10 protein-coding genes are annotated in these 15,197 nt (G+C 71.0%); 8 read left to right on the plus strand and 2 right to left on the minus strand.

The annotated features are described in order from the left end of the window. Nucleotides 1-306: 306 nt before the first annotated feature. Together ACXI0U_RS11630 and zapE are read right to left on the minus strand one after the other, a co-directional pair. On the minus strand, nucleotides 307-4,677 hold the full coding sequence (locus tag ACXI0U_RS11630) for a DEAD/DEAH box helicase (protein WP_479550281.1): 4,371 nt from the start codon (nucleotides 4,675-4,677) through the stop codon (nucleotides 307-309). Between the two features lie 60 nt (nucleotides 4,678-4,737). Then, nucleotides 4,738-5,856 (minus strand): cell division protein ZapE, encoded by a 1,119-nt coding sequence (zapE, locus tag ACXI0U_RS11635; protein WP_043245916.1) that lies wholly within the window; start codon nucleotides 5,854-5,856, stop codon nucleotides 4,738-4,740. A 205-nt stretch (nucleotides 5,857-6,061) separates the two neighbouring features. Between zapE and ACXI0U_RS11640 the strand changes: the two genes are divergently transcribed. The 8 genes from ACXI0U_RS11640 to ACXI0U_RS11675 all read left to right on the plus strand — a co-directional run bounded on the left by ACXI0U_RS11640 (nucleotide 6,062) and on the right by ACXI0U_RS11675 (nucleotide 15,102). Beyond that, on the plus strand, nucleotides 6,062-6,700 hold the full coding sequence (locus ACXI0U_RS11640) for a hypothetical protein (protein ID WP_479550282.1): 639 nt from the start codon (nucleotides 6,062-6,064) through the stop codon (nucleotides 6,698-6,700). 379 nt (nucleotides 6,701-7,079) lie between these two features. Next, entirely contained in the window at nucleotides 7,080-8,192 is a 1,113-nt protein-coding gene (locus ACXI0U_RS11645) for a tetratricopeptide repeat protein (RefSeq protein ID WP_479550283.1), read from the plus strand. Nucleotides 8,193-8,392: 200 nt separating this feature from the next. After that, nucleotides 8,393-9,034 (plus strand): response regulator, encoded by a 642-nt coding sequence (locus tag ACXI0U_RS11650; RefSeq protein ID WP_021220942.1) that lies wholly within the window; start codon nucleotides 8,393-8,395, stop codon nucleotides 9,032-9,034. Between the two features lie 10 nt (nucleotides 9,035-9,044). Next, nucleotides 9,045-11,162 (plus strand): ATP-binding protein, encoded by a 2,118-nt coding sequence (locus tag ACXI0U_RS11655; RefSeq protein WP_479550284.1) that lies wholly within the window; start codon nucleotides 9,045-9,047, stop codon nucleotides 11,160-11,162. Between the two features lie 96 nt (nucleotides 11,163-11,258). Continuing rightward, nucleotides 11,259-12,908 carry a hypothetical protein gene (locus ACXI0U_RS11660; protein WP_479550285.1) on the plus strand — a complete coding sequence of 550 codons (1,650 nt, stop codon included), beginning with the start codon at nucleotides 11,259-11,261 and terminating at the stop codon, nucleotides 12,906-12,908. A 178-nt stretch (nucleotides 12,909-13,086) separates the two neighbouring features. After that, a complete protein-coding gene (locus tag ACXI0U_RS11665; protein WP_374981402.1) occupies nucleotides 13,087-13,410 on the plus strand; it encodes a hypothetical protein in 324 nt (107 codons plus the stop codon). A 184-nt stretch (nucleotides 13,411-13,594) separates the two neighbouring features. Next, nucleotides 13,595-14,116 (plus strand): sigma-70 family RNA polymerase sigma factor, encoded by a 522-nt coding sequence (locus tag ACXI0U_RS11670; protein ID WP_374981403.1) that lies wholly within the window; start codon nucleotides 13,595-13,597, stop codon nucleotides 14,114-14,116. 5 nt (nucleotides 14,117-14,121) lie between these two features. Then, complete coding sequence (locus tag ACXI0U_RS11675) at nucleotides 14,122-15,102, plus strand: FecR domain-containing protein (protein ID WP_479550286.1); 981 nt, start codon at nucleotides 14,122-14,124, stop codon at nucleotides 15,100-15,102. Nucleotides 15,103-15,197: the final 95 nt, after the last annotated feature.

Genomic DNA, 15,197 nt, shown 5'->3' on the forward strand with positions numbered 1-15,197 from the left:
GCTCTTACTCCTCGAACGAGCCCAAAAAGAGCATAGCTGCCGCCGAAAAGTACCAAGGCCCTATCAAGCGGTAACGTCTGAAAATGTTCGATGAAAAGGCTGAATAGATCCCATTCCCGCGCAAAACCCAGGCCCAGAACACGCAGCCGACCGCTGCGTAGGGTGGATGGCGCTCTTTTCATCCACCGGCGGTGCGTCATGGGAGCGCGGAGCCAGGGCACCCCTGCGGGCTGCTGGGCGACTGAAGTCGCCCCTACAGTCATCACCGGTGCCGTGCCACAGCAGGCCAGATGCAACCCGACGGTTTCACGGCCGCAGCGTCATGCGCCTGGCGCCATGGCCGTGGAGGGCGCTGGCGGTGGGTTGGCGGATGAGCGCGGCCTGCCACTCGGCGACGCTGAAGCCATCGGCCGCCTGCAACAGGTTGACCTTGCCGGCCACCAGGGTCGCCACCGGCACGCCGTCGCGCAGCAGCAGGCGGTTGCCCACCACGGCGGGCACCTTGGCGCCCGGCAGCAGCGTGCCCAGCAGGTTGAGCGGGTCGCAGGCGGAGAACCCCACCAGCTCGCCCGTCAGCGGCCGCTTGCGCACCTCGCGCAGCAGGCCGACCGCATCGGGCAGGGCGAACTGCTCGCCCGCTACGCCGGCGACGAAGCGCCCGCCGCGTACCTCCCCCCGCGCCTCCAGGCGGTGATAGACGCGCAGCAGCTCGCGCCAGCTGGGCAGCCAGTCCGCCTCGCGCTCCAGCAGGCGCCAGCAGACCACGCCGTAGCGGCGCAGCAAGGTGCGGGCGACATGCTCCAGGGCCTCGGCGGGCGGTGCGCCCCCCTCCTCGCCCCGGCCCCGCAGCAGCGACCAGCGCCCGGCGTCCTGCATGTTCGCCAGCGCCAGGCGCGCACGCCGGTCGTTGCGGCTGCGCCGTGCGGCGGGCAGCAGCAGCGAGCGCAGGCCGGCGAAGCTGTCGGCGCTGGCCAGCCCCAGGGCCACCAGCTCGCCGAGGCAGTCCTCCAGCTCGCTGCGCAGCAGGCGGGTCTCGTCCAGCAATTCATCGAAGAACAGCGCGCCCTGCCCGGCCAGCACCTCCCGCACACGGGCCGCGCGGGGCGACGGCTCGGCCACCGGCCCGGCGCCGGCGCAGGCCCGCCAGGTGCCCTGGCTCTTGCGTGGCAGCAGCAGGATGGGCGTGCTGCGCAAGGGCCCGCTGGAAGCACGCGCCGGGGCGGCCAGGCGGCTCCAGGCGATGCGCCCGGAGCGGCACAGGTCGTCCAGCCAGTTGATGCCGTAGTCCGCCACCCGCGTCGGCAGCAGCTCGGCCTCCCAGGCCGCCGCAGCGGCCTGGTAGCCCTCCAGCAAACCCAGCACCCCGCCCAGGGCTTCGGCCCCGCGCAGACGGGTGCCCGCCGAGAGGTGCTGCCAATCGCAGAGAAAGCGCATGAAATCGGCCGGCTCCACCGGTTCGATCTCCCGCCGCAGGCGCTTGACCGTGTAGCGATGGATGCGCGCCAGCAGGTGCCGCTCGCACCACTCGTCCGCCGCCACACCCGGGCTGAAGCGGCCACGCAGCACATGCCCTTCGCGCTCCAGCGCGGCCAGGGCGAAGGCGATATCCCCCGGCGCCTGGCGCAAGTCGGTAGCCAGGCGTGCCAGGGTCAGCGGGCCGAACCCACCCAGGCGCGAGCGCACCAGCCCCACCAACGCCGCCTCGGCCTGCCAGGGCCGGTCATGGCCCGCCGGGGCGACCATGGCGGGCTTCAACGAGCCCAGCGGGTGCAGGGCCAATAGCTGTGGCAGGCGCTCGGCGGCGAGCCAGAACGCCGGGCGATCCTCCAGGTGCATGCAGGCGGCGCGACGGGCCTTGGCCAGTTGCGCCAGCCAGCCCGCCCAGCCGTCGTTGGCCGCAATTTCCTCGGGGGTGATGCAGCCCAACGCCAGCAGCGCCTCGTGCATCTCGTCGGCATCACGCACCCGGGGCCAGGCTTCCTCGGCGACGGCAACGATGGCCTCGGCATCCAGGGCGCCGAGGTCGTCGGCGGATTCCGGGTCGCTCCAGCGGCGGTTCTGTACCGCCTGGGTACGACGCTCTTCCAGTGGCGCGTCGTCGAGAAAGGCGTAGGGCCGCGCACCGAGGATTTCCGCCGCCAGCGCCGAGGGCGCCGGCAGGTCGCGGGCCACCAGTTCGACGGCGCCACTCTCCATGCGCCGCAGCAGGGCCAGCCAGGCTTCGGCGTCCATGGCCTCGTGCAGGCAGTCGTCGAGGGTCTGCACCACCAGCGGGTGGTCGGGCACCTCGCGCTCGCCCACCAGGTTCTCCTGGCAGGCCACCTGGTCGGGGAAGACGCTGGCCAGCAGGTCTTCGCTGCGCATGCGCTGCAGCTGCGGCGCCACCTTGCGGCCCCCGGAGGCACGGGGCAGGCCCAGGGCGCAGGTGGCGTTCCAGCGCCAGCGCACGCCGAACAGCGGCGCGTCCAGCAGCGCCTGGATCAGCAGGTGCTCGGCGCTGTTGGAGTGCAGGTAGCGCCACACCTCGTCCAGCGGGAAGCTGTGGCTGGTGGACAGCGACAGCACCAGGGCGTCTTCGGTGGCGGCGGCCTGCAGCTCGAAGTTGAAGCTGCGGCAGAAGCGCTTGCGCAGCGCCAGCCCCCAGGCGCGGTTGACCCGGCTGCCGAGGGGCGAATGGATGATCAATTGCATGCCGCCGGATTCGTCGAAGAAGCGCTCCATCACCAGGCAATCGCGGGTCGGCAAACGACCCAGGGCGGCACGGGCGCGGGCCAGGTACTCCACCATCTGCCGGGCCGCTGCCGGGCTCAGGCCACGCTCGGCCACCAGCCAGTCGATGACCGGCTGCAGCTCGCCGTCACTCGCCACCAGCGCCTGCTCGATCTCCCCGCGCAGCCGCGCGACCCCGGCGGACAGCTCGTCGCTGCGCCCCGGCGCCTCGCCCAGCCAGAACGGGATGCTCGGCGGCTGCCCGGCGGCATCCTCCACCCGCACCCGCCCGGCCTCGATGCGCAGGATGCGGTAGGACTGGTTGCCCAGCTGGAACACATCGCCGGCGATGCTCTCCACGGCGAAGTCCTCGTGCACCGTGCCCACCTGCATGCCCTGGGGCTCCAGCAGCACGTTGTAGTCGCCGGCATCGGGGATGGTGCCGCCGGAGGTCAGCGCCACCAGCCGCGCCGAGCGCCGCCCGCGCAGGCGGCGGTTGACCGCATCACGGTGCAGGTAGGCGGCGCGCACGCCGGCGCGGCCGTTGTAGCCCTCGGCGAGCATGGCCAGCACCGCCTCGTAGCGGGCCCGGCTCAGTTGCGCATAGGGCGCGGCGCGGGTCACCAAGGCGAACAGCGCATCCTCGTCCCACTCCTGGCTGGCCACCTCGGCGACGATCTGCTGGGCCAGCACATCCAGCGGCTGCCGGGGGATCACCAGGCTATCCAGCTCGCCGCGGCGCACGCAGTCGAGCAGTGCCGCGCATTCGATCAGGTCGTCCCGCGACTGCGGGAACAGGCGCCCCTTGGGCGTGCCGCCGACGCTGTGGCCGGAACGCCCGACACGCTGCAGGAAGGCGGCGATGCTGCGCGGCGAACCCAGCTGGCAGACCAGCTCGACATCGCCGATATCGATGCCCAGTTCCAGGGAGGCGGTGGCCACTAGCACCCGCAGCTCGCCGCGCTTCAGGCGCTGCTCGGCGTCCAGGCGCAGCTCGCGGGCCAGGCTGCCGTGGTGGGCGGCGACGGCGGCGTTGCCCAGGCGTTCGGAGAGGTGCCGCGCGGCACGCTCGGCCAGGCGCCGCGTGTTGACGAACACCAGCGTGGTGCGGTGCTCGGCCACCAGCAGCGCCAGGCGGTCGTAGACCGTTTCCCAGGCGTCGTTGCTCATCACCGCTTCCAGCGGCAGCGGCGGCACCTCGATGGCCAGGTCGCGCTCGCGGCTGTAGCCGACATCGACGATCAGGCAATCACGGGACGGCGCCGGGGCCTCGCCGCTGGCGGGGTTGCCGCCGAGAAAACGCGCCACCGCCTCGATGGGCTTTTGCGTGGCGGACAGGCCGATGCGCTGCAACGGTCGGCCGCAGAGGCTTTCCAGGCGCTCCAGGCTCAGTGCCAGGTGGCTGCCGCGCTTGCTCCCGGCGATGGCGTGGATCTCGTCGACGATCAGGCTGCGGCAGCTGGCGAGCATGGCCCGCCCGGAGGCGGAACCGAGCAGTACATAGAGGGACTCGGGCGTGGTCACCAGGATGTGCGGCGCGCGCTTGCGCATGGCCTGGCGCTCGCCCTGGGGCGTGTCGCCGGTGCGCACCGCCGTGCGGATCTCCACGTCGCCCAGGCCCTGGCGCTGCAGTTCCTCGCGGATGCCGGCCAGGGGCTCGTCGAGGTTGATGCGGATGTCGTTGGACAGCGCCTTGAGCGGCGACACATAGACCACGAAGCAGGCCTCCGGCAGCCCGCCCTCGGCCAGGCCCTGCTCCACCAGCTCGTCGATGGCGGCGAGAAAGGCCGTGAGGGTCTTGCCGGAACCGGTGGGCGCGGCCACCAGGGTCGAGCGCCCGGCGCGGATGGCCGGCCAGGCTTGGGCCTGGGCCGGGGTGGGCGCGGCGAAACGCCCGGCGAACCAGGCCCGCACGACCGGGTGGAAGTCGGCCAGGGCGCTGGCGGCGGTGGGGGAAGTCGGCTTCATGCCGGCCAATATGCGGCCGGCCGGGCAGCCCCTCAAGGGCCGCCCATCGCAGGCGCGGGCTCAGCCCTGGCCGAAGCGCGCCAGCTGCATCTCGCGCAGGCGGCTGAGGGTGCGGCGGAAGGGGAACTCCAGCCAGCCTTCGGTATAGAGCTGCTCCAGCGGCACCTCGGCCTCGATATAGAGGGGCACGCGGCGGTCGTAGCACTCATCCACCAGGGCGATGAAGCGGCGCACGCCATCGTCCAGGGGCGACAGCTGCGGCAACTGGCGGTCACCGGCCGCCACGCGCTCGGCGCCATCCTCGGTGCCCCGGGCGATGCGCCCCTCACGGCGTGCCGCCCCCAGGCGCGGCACCGCGCCGAGGAGGATGGTGCTGAAGCGGTCGCACAGGGCGATGAAATCCAGCGCGGCCAGGGGCGACTCGCACAGGGCGGCGTAGTCGCACCAGAGCACCTGCGGGCCCTGGCGGTGCACGGGGATGTCGCGGTGGCCCAGGTGCAGCGGCGCGGCATGGCTCGCAGCGCCATCCTCGAGTTCGGCGAACAGCCTGGCCAGCACGCTCGGCTGGCCCGGCTCGCTCACCCAGTAGCGCTGCTGCGCCTTGCCGGGGTGCAGGCGGTGGTCCTGGCCGCCATCCACCCCGACCACCTGCATGTGCCGTTCGATGGCCTCGATGGCCGGGACGAAGCGCTGGCGGTTGAAGCCGTCGGCGTAGAGCTGGGTCGGCGGCTGGTTGGAGGTGGCCACCAGCACCACGCCTTCCTCGAACATCACCTGCAGCAGGCCGCCGAGGATGATGGCGTCGCCGATATCGCTGACGAACAGCTCGTCGAAGCACAGCACCCGCACCTCCCCCGCCAGCTCGCGGGCCAGGGCGCGCAGCGGGTCGGCGGTGCCGGTCAGGGCGAACAAGCGCTGGTGCACCCAGCGCATGAAGTGGTGGAAGTGCAGGCGCCGGGCGGGCACCTGCAGGCTCTGGTGGAAGCGGTCCAGCAGCCAGGTCTTGCCGCGCCCCACCGGGCCCCATAGATAGACGCCGGCGATGCCGTCCTCGCCCTGGTGCAGGGCCCGCTGGCAGGCCTCCAGCAACGTGGCCGCGTGCAGCTGCGCGGCATCGGGCGCGAACCCCAGGTCATCCACCGCGTGCCGATAGGCCGCCAGTGGCGATAAGCCTTCCATTCCCTCTCCCGCTCCGGTTGCGAATCGGGCGGCAGTCTACAAGGTTGCGGCAAGGGGGCGGCAAAGGGAGGGGCGCGAGCGGCAATTCCTTGCCGCCCGGCCACCGCCATGCCGACGGCAGAAGGCCCTGGAACGGGCGTTCCAGCCCTTGGCACAGGCCTTGCTGCACAGCCGCCCACAAGGACTTCCTAGGGATGGATTCAGCATGAGCCTCTTCGGTACCGGCCTCTCCGGCCTCGATCGCTCCAAACTGCAGGACATGACGCACACGCTCAAACTCGTGCGTTATGGCGACGGTCGTCCGGTCCCCCCGCAAACCACACAACCTACCGCCACCCCGCAGCCGCCCCAGGCCAAGCCCACGCCCAAGATCGACCAGGCCGCCGCCCAGCGCGACGCCGCCTACCACGAAGCCTTCGCCCGCATGCGCGTGGGCATGCAGAGCGGCAGCGTGGATGGCAGCACCTCGGCCAGCGGCGCCGACACGCTCACCAACGACGTCTATGCCGATGCCGAAAGCGCCGCCGCCAGCGTGGGCACGCCCGCCCAAAGCGCCGCCGCCCAGGAATTCCATGACTACATGAACAAGTCCGCCGGCGAGAAGATGCGAGACAAGATCCTCAAGGAGCTGGGCCTGACCGAAGAAGAGATCGACGCCATGCCGCCGGAGCAGCAGGAGCAGATCGAGAAGCAGATCGCCCAGCGCATGACCGAGCTGGCCGCCATCCAGCAGGAAGAAGAGCTGCGCAAACGCGGCGTCGACCTGGTCTCCCTCAACACCGAAGACCCGCGCCTGCGGGCCATGCTCAACCCCTCCACCCGCGCGGGCATGCTCGGCGCCTGACGCCGAGCAATCCGCCCCATCCCAATCCCGTAGGGTGGCGTAGAGCGCAGCGAAACCCACCATCGCGCCCCCGCCAGGCACCGCCGTGCCCCCCCGGTGGGAGCGAGCACCCGCCCACTCACCGCCCAGTGCCGGCGGCAGGTCTTTCGCGGCTGAAGCCGCTCCCACAAGGGCACGCGCGCCGTAGGGTGGGCCGGGCGGCGTTCCGCTTCAGCCCACCAACTGGCCCACCCATGCGCAAATCCCCCACCCCGCCTCGCCAGCCTGACGTACGGCACCCTCAATTCCGCTCTGCAGCTTGGATCGGGCGCCGCACTCTGGAATGCTATGCAGCCTCCGACCCGTCTCCCGCAATGGTTTCAAGGCTCCGAACGTTCCCATGAAGATGCGTTTTACCCTGCTTCTGCTCGCCGCCGTGTTCGCCGCCGGCTGCAGCTCCGGCTTCCAGCCGCTCAAATCCAAGCCCGCCGTCATGTCGGGTAATCACCCCCTGCCGCCGGAAGACCCTGTCTATGGCGTGCCCAGCTACGAAGCGCCGCTGGTGTGGGTCGCCGAAGACCCGGACGAGGTGCAAGGCAGCACGCGCAATATCGAGCCGCGCCCGGAGCCGGCCCAGGAAACGCTGGCCCAGGCCATGGTCACCGAGCAGATCGGCGACACCGAAACCATGCTGGTGCGCCTGCAGGAAGCCGCCGACGCCGGCAACGCCCGCGCCCACTATGAGCTGGCCCGCCACTACCTCAGCGGTGAAGGCGTGCCCACCGACCAGGCCGCGGCCCTCGACCACCTCAGCCAGGCCGATGCCCTGGGCAGCGCCGAGGCCAGCCGCGTGCTGGCCTGGAACTACCTGCGCGGCACCGGCGTGCAGCAGGACGTGGAATACGGCACGCGCCTGATGGAGAAGGCCGCCCGCAGCAGCGACCGTGCCCTGCGTGAAGTCAGCCTGCTCTACCTCAACACCTGCGAGCCCTTCCTCAACAACCCCGAACGCGGCCTGGCCCTGCTCAAGGTGGCCAGCGACGCCGGTGACAGCATCTCCGGCCCGCTCTACCAACTCGCCCTGCGCCAGCAGGAAGGCCAGCCCATCGAAGCCTCGGTGGCCCAGGCCCACGAGCCGCTGCCGTGCCTGGCGTCGAGCATCGCCGCACCGGCCGAGCGCGACGCCACCGCCATCGCCCTGAACGCCGAGCCGGCCGAAAACGAAGCCGCCGCCGAAGCCACCAAGCTCGCCGCCCTCTCCGGCGATCTCGACGCCATGGTCCTCTACGCCGAGAAGCTGCTCAGTGGCGAATACCCCTCGACCCAGCCGGAGCTGGAGTCCTACACCTGGTTCGCCGTGGCCGCCAACCGCGGCAGCGGCCCCGCCGCCGAGCGCATCGCCGGCCTGGCGCCCATCCTGCAGAACGCCGAACAGCAGCAGCCGGGCCTGGTGGGCTCGATGATCGCGGCGCTGGACAATGCCATCCAGCCGCCCCAGCAGCAGGTCCAGTAAGCGCTGCCCTCCCTGATGGGCGTCGTCCCATTCCCGACGCCCATCACTTTTCCGTAAGACTTCAGCACCCCGGTGGGAAGCGCCCGACGACAAATGTCGGATTGCTCCGATTCCTACCCAACTGCAGCCGGGGTCCGTTTTCTGCGTCCCTGCCATCCCTACCATGTGCGCCGCCCCCACCCAGCGAGCCCCGGTAGCAGATGCACAGACGTACCCTGATAGTCGACGACCACCCCATCACCCTGATCGGCCTGCGCGCCCTGCTGAGCCGCGAAAGCTCGTTGCAGATCGTCGGCGAAGCCCATAGCGCCGACGGCCTGCTGGACCAGCTCGCCAGCCACCCCTGCGAGCTGCTGGTCACCGACCTGATGATGCCGGACAGCCACCAGGCGGACGGCCTGCGCCTGATCGAGCAACTGCGCCGGCGCTACCCGCAGCTGGCGATCATCGTCGTCACCATGCTCGACAACCCGGCCCTCGCCGCCTCCCTGCTCAAGCTCGGCATCCAGGGCCTGGTGAGCAAGCGCGGGCTGCTCGCCGACCTGCCCCGCGCCCTGGCCGCCAGCGCCACGCGCCCCTTCGTTTCCGCCTCCCTGCGCCGCCTGTTGCAGATAGGCGAAGCCGCCCACGGCAAGCCCCTGGCGCGCTTCGACGAACTCTCCCCCCGCGAGGCGGAAGTGCTGCGCCTGTACGGCAGCGGCCTGGCCATCGGCGAAATCGCCCAGCGCCTGTGCCGCAGCAAGCAGACCATCAGCGCGCAGAAGACCAGCGCCATGCGCAAGCTCGGCCTGGACACCAACGCCGCGCTGTTCCTCTACATCCAGGAAAACGGCCTGGCCTGAGGACCACGACATGCCCACGCTCACCCTGCGCGCCCTGGCCCTGCTCGGCCTGTGCCTCACCGCCCTGTCCAACGCCTGGGCCTACTCGGTCACCTGGCCCCTGGACACCCCCGAGCCCTCACCGCCCCTGCGCCACGAGATGCCGGAGAACCTCGGCCACCTGCTGGTGCTGGTACTGGTGGTGATCATCCTCTCGCTGCTGTGGAACTGGCGCCTGCAACGCCAGGTGCGCCAGCGCCAGGCGGCCCAGACCCAGCTCAGCGACCAGCTGGCCTTCCAGTTCTCCCTGCTCAACGGCCAGCCCACGCCGCTCTACGTGCGTGACCTGCAAGGCCGCCTGAGCAGCTGCAACCGCGCCTACGAGCAGTTCTTCGCCAGCTCCCAGGAGGAAATGCACGGCACCACGCCGCGCCAGCAGGGCATGTGCCGCGCCCTGGCGGATGCCCTAGAAGGCGGCATGCTGGAGGTGCTGGAAAGCCGCCAGCCGCGCTTCTTCGACAGCTGCACCGAGGAGGCCGGCGAGCCGCGCCACCTGTACCAGTGGCAGGTGCCCTTCTACAGCGCCCGGGGCAAGTTGCTCGGCGTGCTCGGCGGCTGGATCGACATCAGCGACCGCAAGGAGCTGGAAACCCGCCTGCGCGACGCCCAGCGCCAGGCCCTGGACGCCAGCGCGGCCAAGGGCCGCTTCCTCGCCACCATGAGCCACGAGCTGCGCACCCCGCTCAACGCCCTGGTGGGCCTGCTGGAGCTGGAAAGCCGCGCCCGCCCGGAGTCGAGCAACCTGCGCATCGCCCGCCAGTCCGCCGACGCGATGATCGACCTGGTGGGCGACATCCTCGACCTCGACCGCATCGAGAACGGCCGCATGCAACTGGCGCCGCGCCCGGTGGAACTGGCCGCGCTGCTGCGGGAGTGCCTGGAACTGTTCGCCGCCCGCGCTCGGGAAAAGGGCCTGGCGCTGCAACTGGACTGCCCCTTGCCGGCCCACCGCCTGTACCGCGTCGACCCCCTGCGCCTGCGCCAGGTGCTGCATAACCTGCTGGCCAACGCCATCAAGTTCACCGGCGCCGGCAGCGTGCGTCTGCAAGGGCACCTGCGGGACACCACCCCGGGCAGCAGCCTGCTCACCCTTTATGTGGTGGACGACGGCATCGGCATTCCCCACAGCGTGCAGGCGCGGATCTTCGAGCCCTACCGCCAGGGCTGCGCCGAAGTCACCCAGCTGCATGGCGGCTCGGGGCTCGGCCTGCACATCTGCCGCCAGCTGGTGCAACTGATGGGCGGCCGCATCGGCCTCGACAGCGAACCGGGCCAGGGCTGCCGCATCACCCTCGAACTGCCTCTGGACTGGCGCCCCGCCCCCTCCGGGCAGCATCGCCCGGCGTCCCGACCAGCCGGTGAGCACAGCCCGCGGCTGCGCGTGCTGGTGGTGGACGACCTCTCCATCAATGCCCGGGTGCTGCAACAGCAATTGCACAGCCTCGGCCACAGCGCCCAGGTGCTGACCGACGCGCGCGAGGCCCTGGCCACCTGGGCCGCAGACGACTTCGACCTGCTGATCACCGACTGCAACATGCCCGACATGGACGGCTACCAACTGACCCGCGCCGTGCGCAAGCGTGAGCGTGAGATCGGCCGCGCGCGCCAGCGGATCATCGGCTACAGCGCCAGCGCCCTGGCCGGCGAGGCCGAACGCTGCCGCGAGGCCGGCATGGACGAACTGCTGGTCAAGCCCGTGACCCTGGCGCGCCTGGAAGCCGCCCTCGCCGGGGGCGACCCGGCTGCCATCAAGGCACAGCCCCCTGCCCCGGCCTTCGACCTCGGCCACCTGGAAGGCCTCGACCCCACGCTCGCCAAACGCCTGCTCGGCGAGCTGGCACGCAACCTCGAAGACGAGCTGCAGCGCCTGGCCACGCCCCTGTCTCCAGAGCGCCAGGACCTTATCGGCCAATGCGTGCACCGCCTCTCCGGGCTCGCCTGCACCGTCGATGCAACGGGGCTCCTGCGTGCCTGCAACGCGCTGCGCCAGGCCGGCGACGACGCCCCGCGCCTGCTGCGCTGCCAGGCGCTGCTGGTGGCCGAACTGCAGCGCATGCTCGGCGAGGTGCGTGAACGCAACGCCGCCTGAACCGCGTCGACTGCGTCGTGCTCCTGACGCGCCGCGATTGCCGCGAGTCGGTGGTTGCGGTAAGAGGTGCTCTTTTCGCAGTCGCCGTCACACACGATGAAAAACTGGATCGCCACCTTCTTCCGCATCGTCAGGGACGACAAGGGCCAGACGCAGGGCTACCCCATTCCCTGGGCCATCGAGCGCCCCAGCCTGTACGCCTTCCTCGCCGCCTATGCCGACAGCCCCGAGGGCCTGCCGGACAGCGAGCTCACCCTGCCCGACGAGGCGCCGCCCGGTGAAGGCAGCGAACTGCGCTGGGCACCCGGTGCCCTCGACGGCGTGCTCGGCCACCATGCCTCGGCCGATGACATGGACACCGCCAACGAGGTGATGGCCGCCCTGCTCGCCACCCTCGACGACCCCACCCGGCACATGGCCCGCCTCTACCAACTGGTGGCCGACGGCAGCGTGCTCGGCTTCATCGACCAGCTCGTCGAGCGCCTGCAGCAGCGCCCCGGCCTGCCCCGCGCACGGCTCCACGCCCTGGCCCTGTGGCTGGCGCGCAGCAGCCCGGACCGTGGCGCGGTGAAGTTCGCCCTGGCCCTGCTCGGCGTGCTCGACAGCGGCAGCCAGCGCGAGTTGTTCCTCACCTTCGGCCAGCACGAGGAATTCACCCTCTTCGCCACCATCGCCCTGGGCCACACCCTGGCGCCGCCGGAACGCGAACGCGCCTGGTGGGCGCTGGCGCGCAAGGTGCGGGGCTGGGGGCGCATCCACCTGGTGGAGCGCCTCGCCGAGAACCCCTCGCCCGCCGTGCAGGACTGGCTGCTGCGCGAGGGCTACCAGAACTCGGTGATGGTGGAATACCTCGCCTACCCCTGCGCCGTGGGCGGCAACCTGCTGGCGGCCCTCAGCGGCCAGGACGTGGACGACGCCCTGCTCGACGGCGCCGTGGAAATGATCGAAGCGCTGATCAACGGCGGCCCCGCGCGGGACATCAACGACTACGCCGACGGCACCGAAGCGGTGCTGCACCTGCTCGACCACCTGGCCCGGCGGCCGCCGCGCCACCTGGGGCACTTCCTCGCGGTGGAAGGCATCCTCGATTTCGTCCGCGACCCCAACCAGGACTGGGACGGCCTCGCCGGCCACGGCTGGACCCAGGCCAGCCGCGACGACATCGCCCGCCGCGCCGAGGCCATCCGCAACGACCCGCACTGGTCGGCGCTGGTGCACGCCGGCCTGGAGCAGGAAGAGGAACGCGCCTTCTGGCTCGCCGCCCACGCCGGCAAGCGCCTGGACATCGACCCCTGGGACGCCTGGTACGAACGCCAGCGCAGCCAGCGCTCCTCGGCCTGGTACCAGCTGATGCAGACCAGCGACCCGCAGCGCATCACCCGGGTCATCGACCTCGCGCGCCAGCAGCTGGACCTCGAACACATCGCCAGCGGCCCGAGCAACGCCCTCGGCCTGGGCCCCGAGTACCGCCAGCACAGCGCCCTGGACTTCATCCTCCAGGACCTCGGCCGCTTCCCCGTGCAGGGCTGGGACCTGGTCGCCACCGGCCTCGCCAGCCCGGTGGTGCGCAACCGCCACATGGCGCTCAAGACCCTCGCCGCCTGGGGCCGCAACCAATGGCCGGCGGACGCCCTGCAACTGCTGCGGCGCACCCTCGACCGCGAGCCGGAGCAAAGCGTGCGCGACCGCATCGCCGAGCTGCTGCAGCCGCAGTTGGTGGAAACGCCGCCCCGCGACGCCGACTGACCCCTCCCGCACCTTGCAAATTGCCAAGGCCCGAAGGGGCCGCTCATGCACTTTGCACGGGAGCCGGCGCTGCGCTTATAGCCAATGGCTTGATTCTGCTGGGCTCGCGGCCCGTGCCCGGTTGGCACGGCCGCTGCAACAGGCTGCTGCGCTGACTAAAACAATGGAGGCACAGCCCATGTTCACCGCCATCAAGGAAATCTACGAAGCCTTTCCCGACCACGCCGTCGCCATCACCCCGCGCAGCGACGGCAAGTGGCTGCTGACCCTGAGCAAGGGCGGCGTGCAGGAGCTGAGCCGCGAGTTCGATGGCGAGGCGGCCTTCAGCCAGCGGCGCATCCGCTGCCTGATCCGCGAGGTGGCCGAGGAGATGCTCCTGGTGGCCTGCGTGGATGCCATGTGCAAGCAGCGCAAGCTGGGCGAGCTGCCGGGCTTCATCGGCTCGCCGCTGCAACTGGGCAACACCGCACGCGGCATGGAACGGCGCGGGCTGTCGCGCTGACCGCCAGCACCAGCGGCGGCACCCAGGCGGGGCCCGCAAGGGCCCGACGCCAGGCCATGGGGTAGCGAACCCGGAGAGAAGGGCAACGACGAAGACGGATTGCGGGGCGTAAAGCCGATCCGTATAGTTGCCACTAATTCTCATTCGCGAACGAGCGCATCCCGCGCCGGACACCCCGCTCTCGATGCCGTCGACCAACGCCCCCTTCCACGATTTCTACCTGAGCCATTCCGCCTGGCTGCTGGGTTTTCTGCGCCGTCGCCTGGGCAGCGGCTTCGATGCCGCCGACCTGATGCAGGACACCTTCCTGCGCGTGCTGCTGCGGCCCCGCACCTTCGACGGCGCCACGGGCGAGCGCTCCTACCTGGCCACCATCGCCCGCGGCCTGTGCATCGACCACTGGCGGCGCCGGCAGCTGGAGCAGGACTGGCTCGAGGCCATGGCCGCCCGCCCGGAACCGCTGCAAGCCTCCCCCGAACAGCAGGCGCTGATCATCGAGACCCTGCATGAAGTCGACGCCATGCTCCTGCGCCTGCCGCACAAGGTGCGCTGCGCCTTCCTCATGGCCCAGTTGGACGACATGCCCTACCGCGAGATCGCCCTGGCGATCGGCGTCTCCGAACGCATGGTGAAGAAGTACCTGGCCCAGGCCTTCCTCCACTGCGCGGTACTGGAGGCAGAGCTCGACGGCCTGCTGGTGGAATGAGCGGCATGGCCAGCCCGGAACGCACCCTCAGCCACGCCAGCCTGCAACAGGCCGCCAACTGGTATGTGCTGCTGCACGACGACGCCCCCAGCGCCCAGCTGCGGGCGCAGTGGCAGGCCTGGCTCGACCAGCAACCCGAACACCGCGATGCCTGGCGCTACGTCGAGCGGGTGGGCCAGCGCTTCGCCCCGCTGCAAACCGGCGGCGAGCGCGAACTGGCCAGCCGCATGCTCCGTGACGACCCGCGCCGCATCAGCCGCCGCCAGGGCCTCAAGACCCTGCTGGTGGTGGGCGCCGGTTCACTGCTCGGCTGGGGCACCTGGCGCACCACGCCGCTGCCGCGCCTGGTGGCCGGCTGGTCGGCGGACTTCGTCACCGGCACCGGCGAAACCCGCGAAACCCTGCTGGCCGACGGCAGCCACCTGTGGCTGCGCGCGCAGAGCGCCGTGGACGCCGCCTTCGACACCGAGCAACGCCTGCTGCGGCTGCGCTTCGGCGAAGTGCTGATCGACACCGCCAAGGATGCGACGCGGCCCTTCCTGCTGGAAAACCAGCACGGCCGCCTGCGCGCCCTCGGCACGCGCTTCGGCGTGCGCCAGGACGACGGCATCACCCGCCTCAGCGTCTACCAGGGCGCGGTGGAAGTGCGCACCGCCGACAGCGGCCAGCTCAGCGTCATCGAGGCCGGCCAGCGGGTCGACTTCGACAGCCTGTCCCTCGGCACCCCGGCCCCGGTGCAACTCGCCGGCGAATCCTGGACCCGCCAGGTGCTGGTGGCCGACGACATGCCCCTGGGCGAGCTGATCACCGCCCTCGCCCGCTACCGCCACGGTCACCTCGGCTGCCACCCGGCGGTCGCCCAACTGCCGGTGATGGGCGCCTTCCCCCTGGGCGACACCGAGCAGGCGCTGGAACTGCTCAGCGCCGCCCTGCCCATCCGCGTGCACCGCCTCAGCGACTGGTGGCTCAGCGTCGAGCCCGCCTGAACACCCCGCTGAACCCGTCACGCCGACGCCCCGGAAAATAATTTTCAGCGAGCGGTTCCCTTTTCCATTTCTCGTTCGGTTCAACCAGACAACAA

The organism is Pseudomonas sp. C9D1 (genome assembly GCF_056491235.1).

Excerpts from the sequence above, each read along its gene's own strand:
- ACXI0U_RS11665 (WP_374981402.1), top strand. The coding sequence starts at position 13,087 with ATGTTCACCGCCATCAAGGAAATCTACGAAGCCTTTCCCGACCACGCC.
- ACXI0U_RS11670 (WP_374981403.1), top strand. The coding sequence starts at position 13,595 with ATGCCGTCGACCAACGCCCCCTTCCACGATTTCTACCTGAGCCATTCC.
- ACXI0U_RS11645 (WP_479550283.1), top strand. The coding sequence starts at position 7,080 with ATGAAGATGCGTTTTACCCTGCTTCTGCTCGCCGCCGTGTTCGCCGCC.
- ACXI0U_RS11655 (WP_479550284.1), top strand. The coding sequence starts at position 9,045 with ATGCCCACGCTCACCCTGCGCGCCCTGGCCCTGCTCGGCCTGTGCCTC.
- ACXI0U_RS11660 (WP_479550285.1), top strand. The coding sequence starts at position 11,259 with ATGAAAAACTGGATCGCCACCTTCTTCCGCATCGTCAGGGACGACAAG.
- ACXI0U_RS11640 (WP_479550282.1), top strand. The coding sequence starts at position 6,062 with ATGAGCCTCTTCGGTACCGGCCTCTCCGGCCTCGATCGCTCCAAACTG.
- zapE (WP_043245916.1), bottom strand. The coding sequence starts at position 5,856 with ATGGAAGGCTTATCGCCACTGGCGGCCTATCGGCACGCGGTGGATGAC.
- ACXI0U_RS11630 (WP_479550281.1), bottom strand. The coding sequence starts at position 4,677 with ATGAAGCCGACTTCCCCCACCGCCGCCAGCGCCCTGGCCGACTTCCAC.
- ACXI0U_RS11650 (WP_021220942.1), top strand. The coding sequence starts at position 8,393 with ATGCACAGACGTACCCTGATAGTCGACGACCACCCCATCACCCTGATC.
- ACXI0U_RS11675 (WP_479550286.1), top strand. The coding sequence starts at position 14,122 with ATGGCCAGCCCGGAACGCACCCTCAGCCACGCCAGCCTGCAACAGGCC.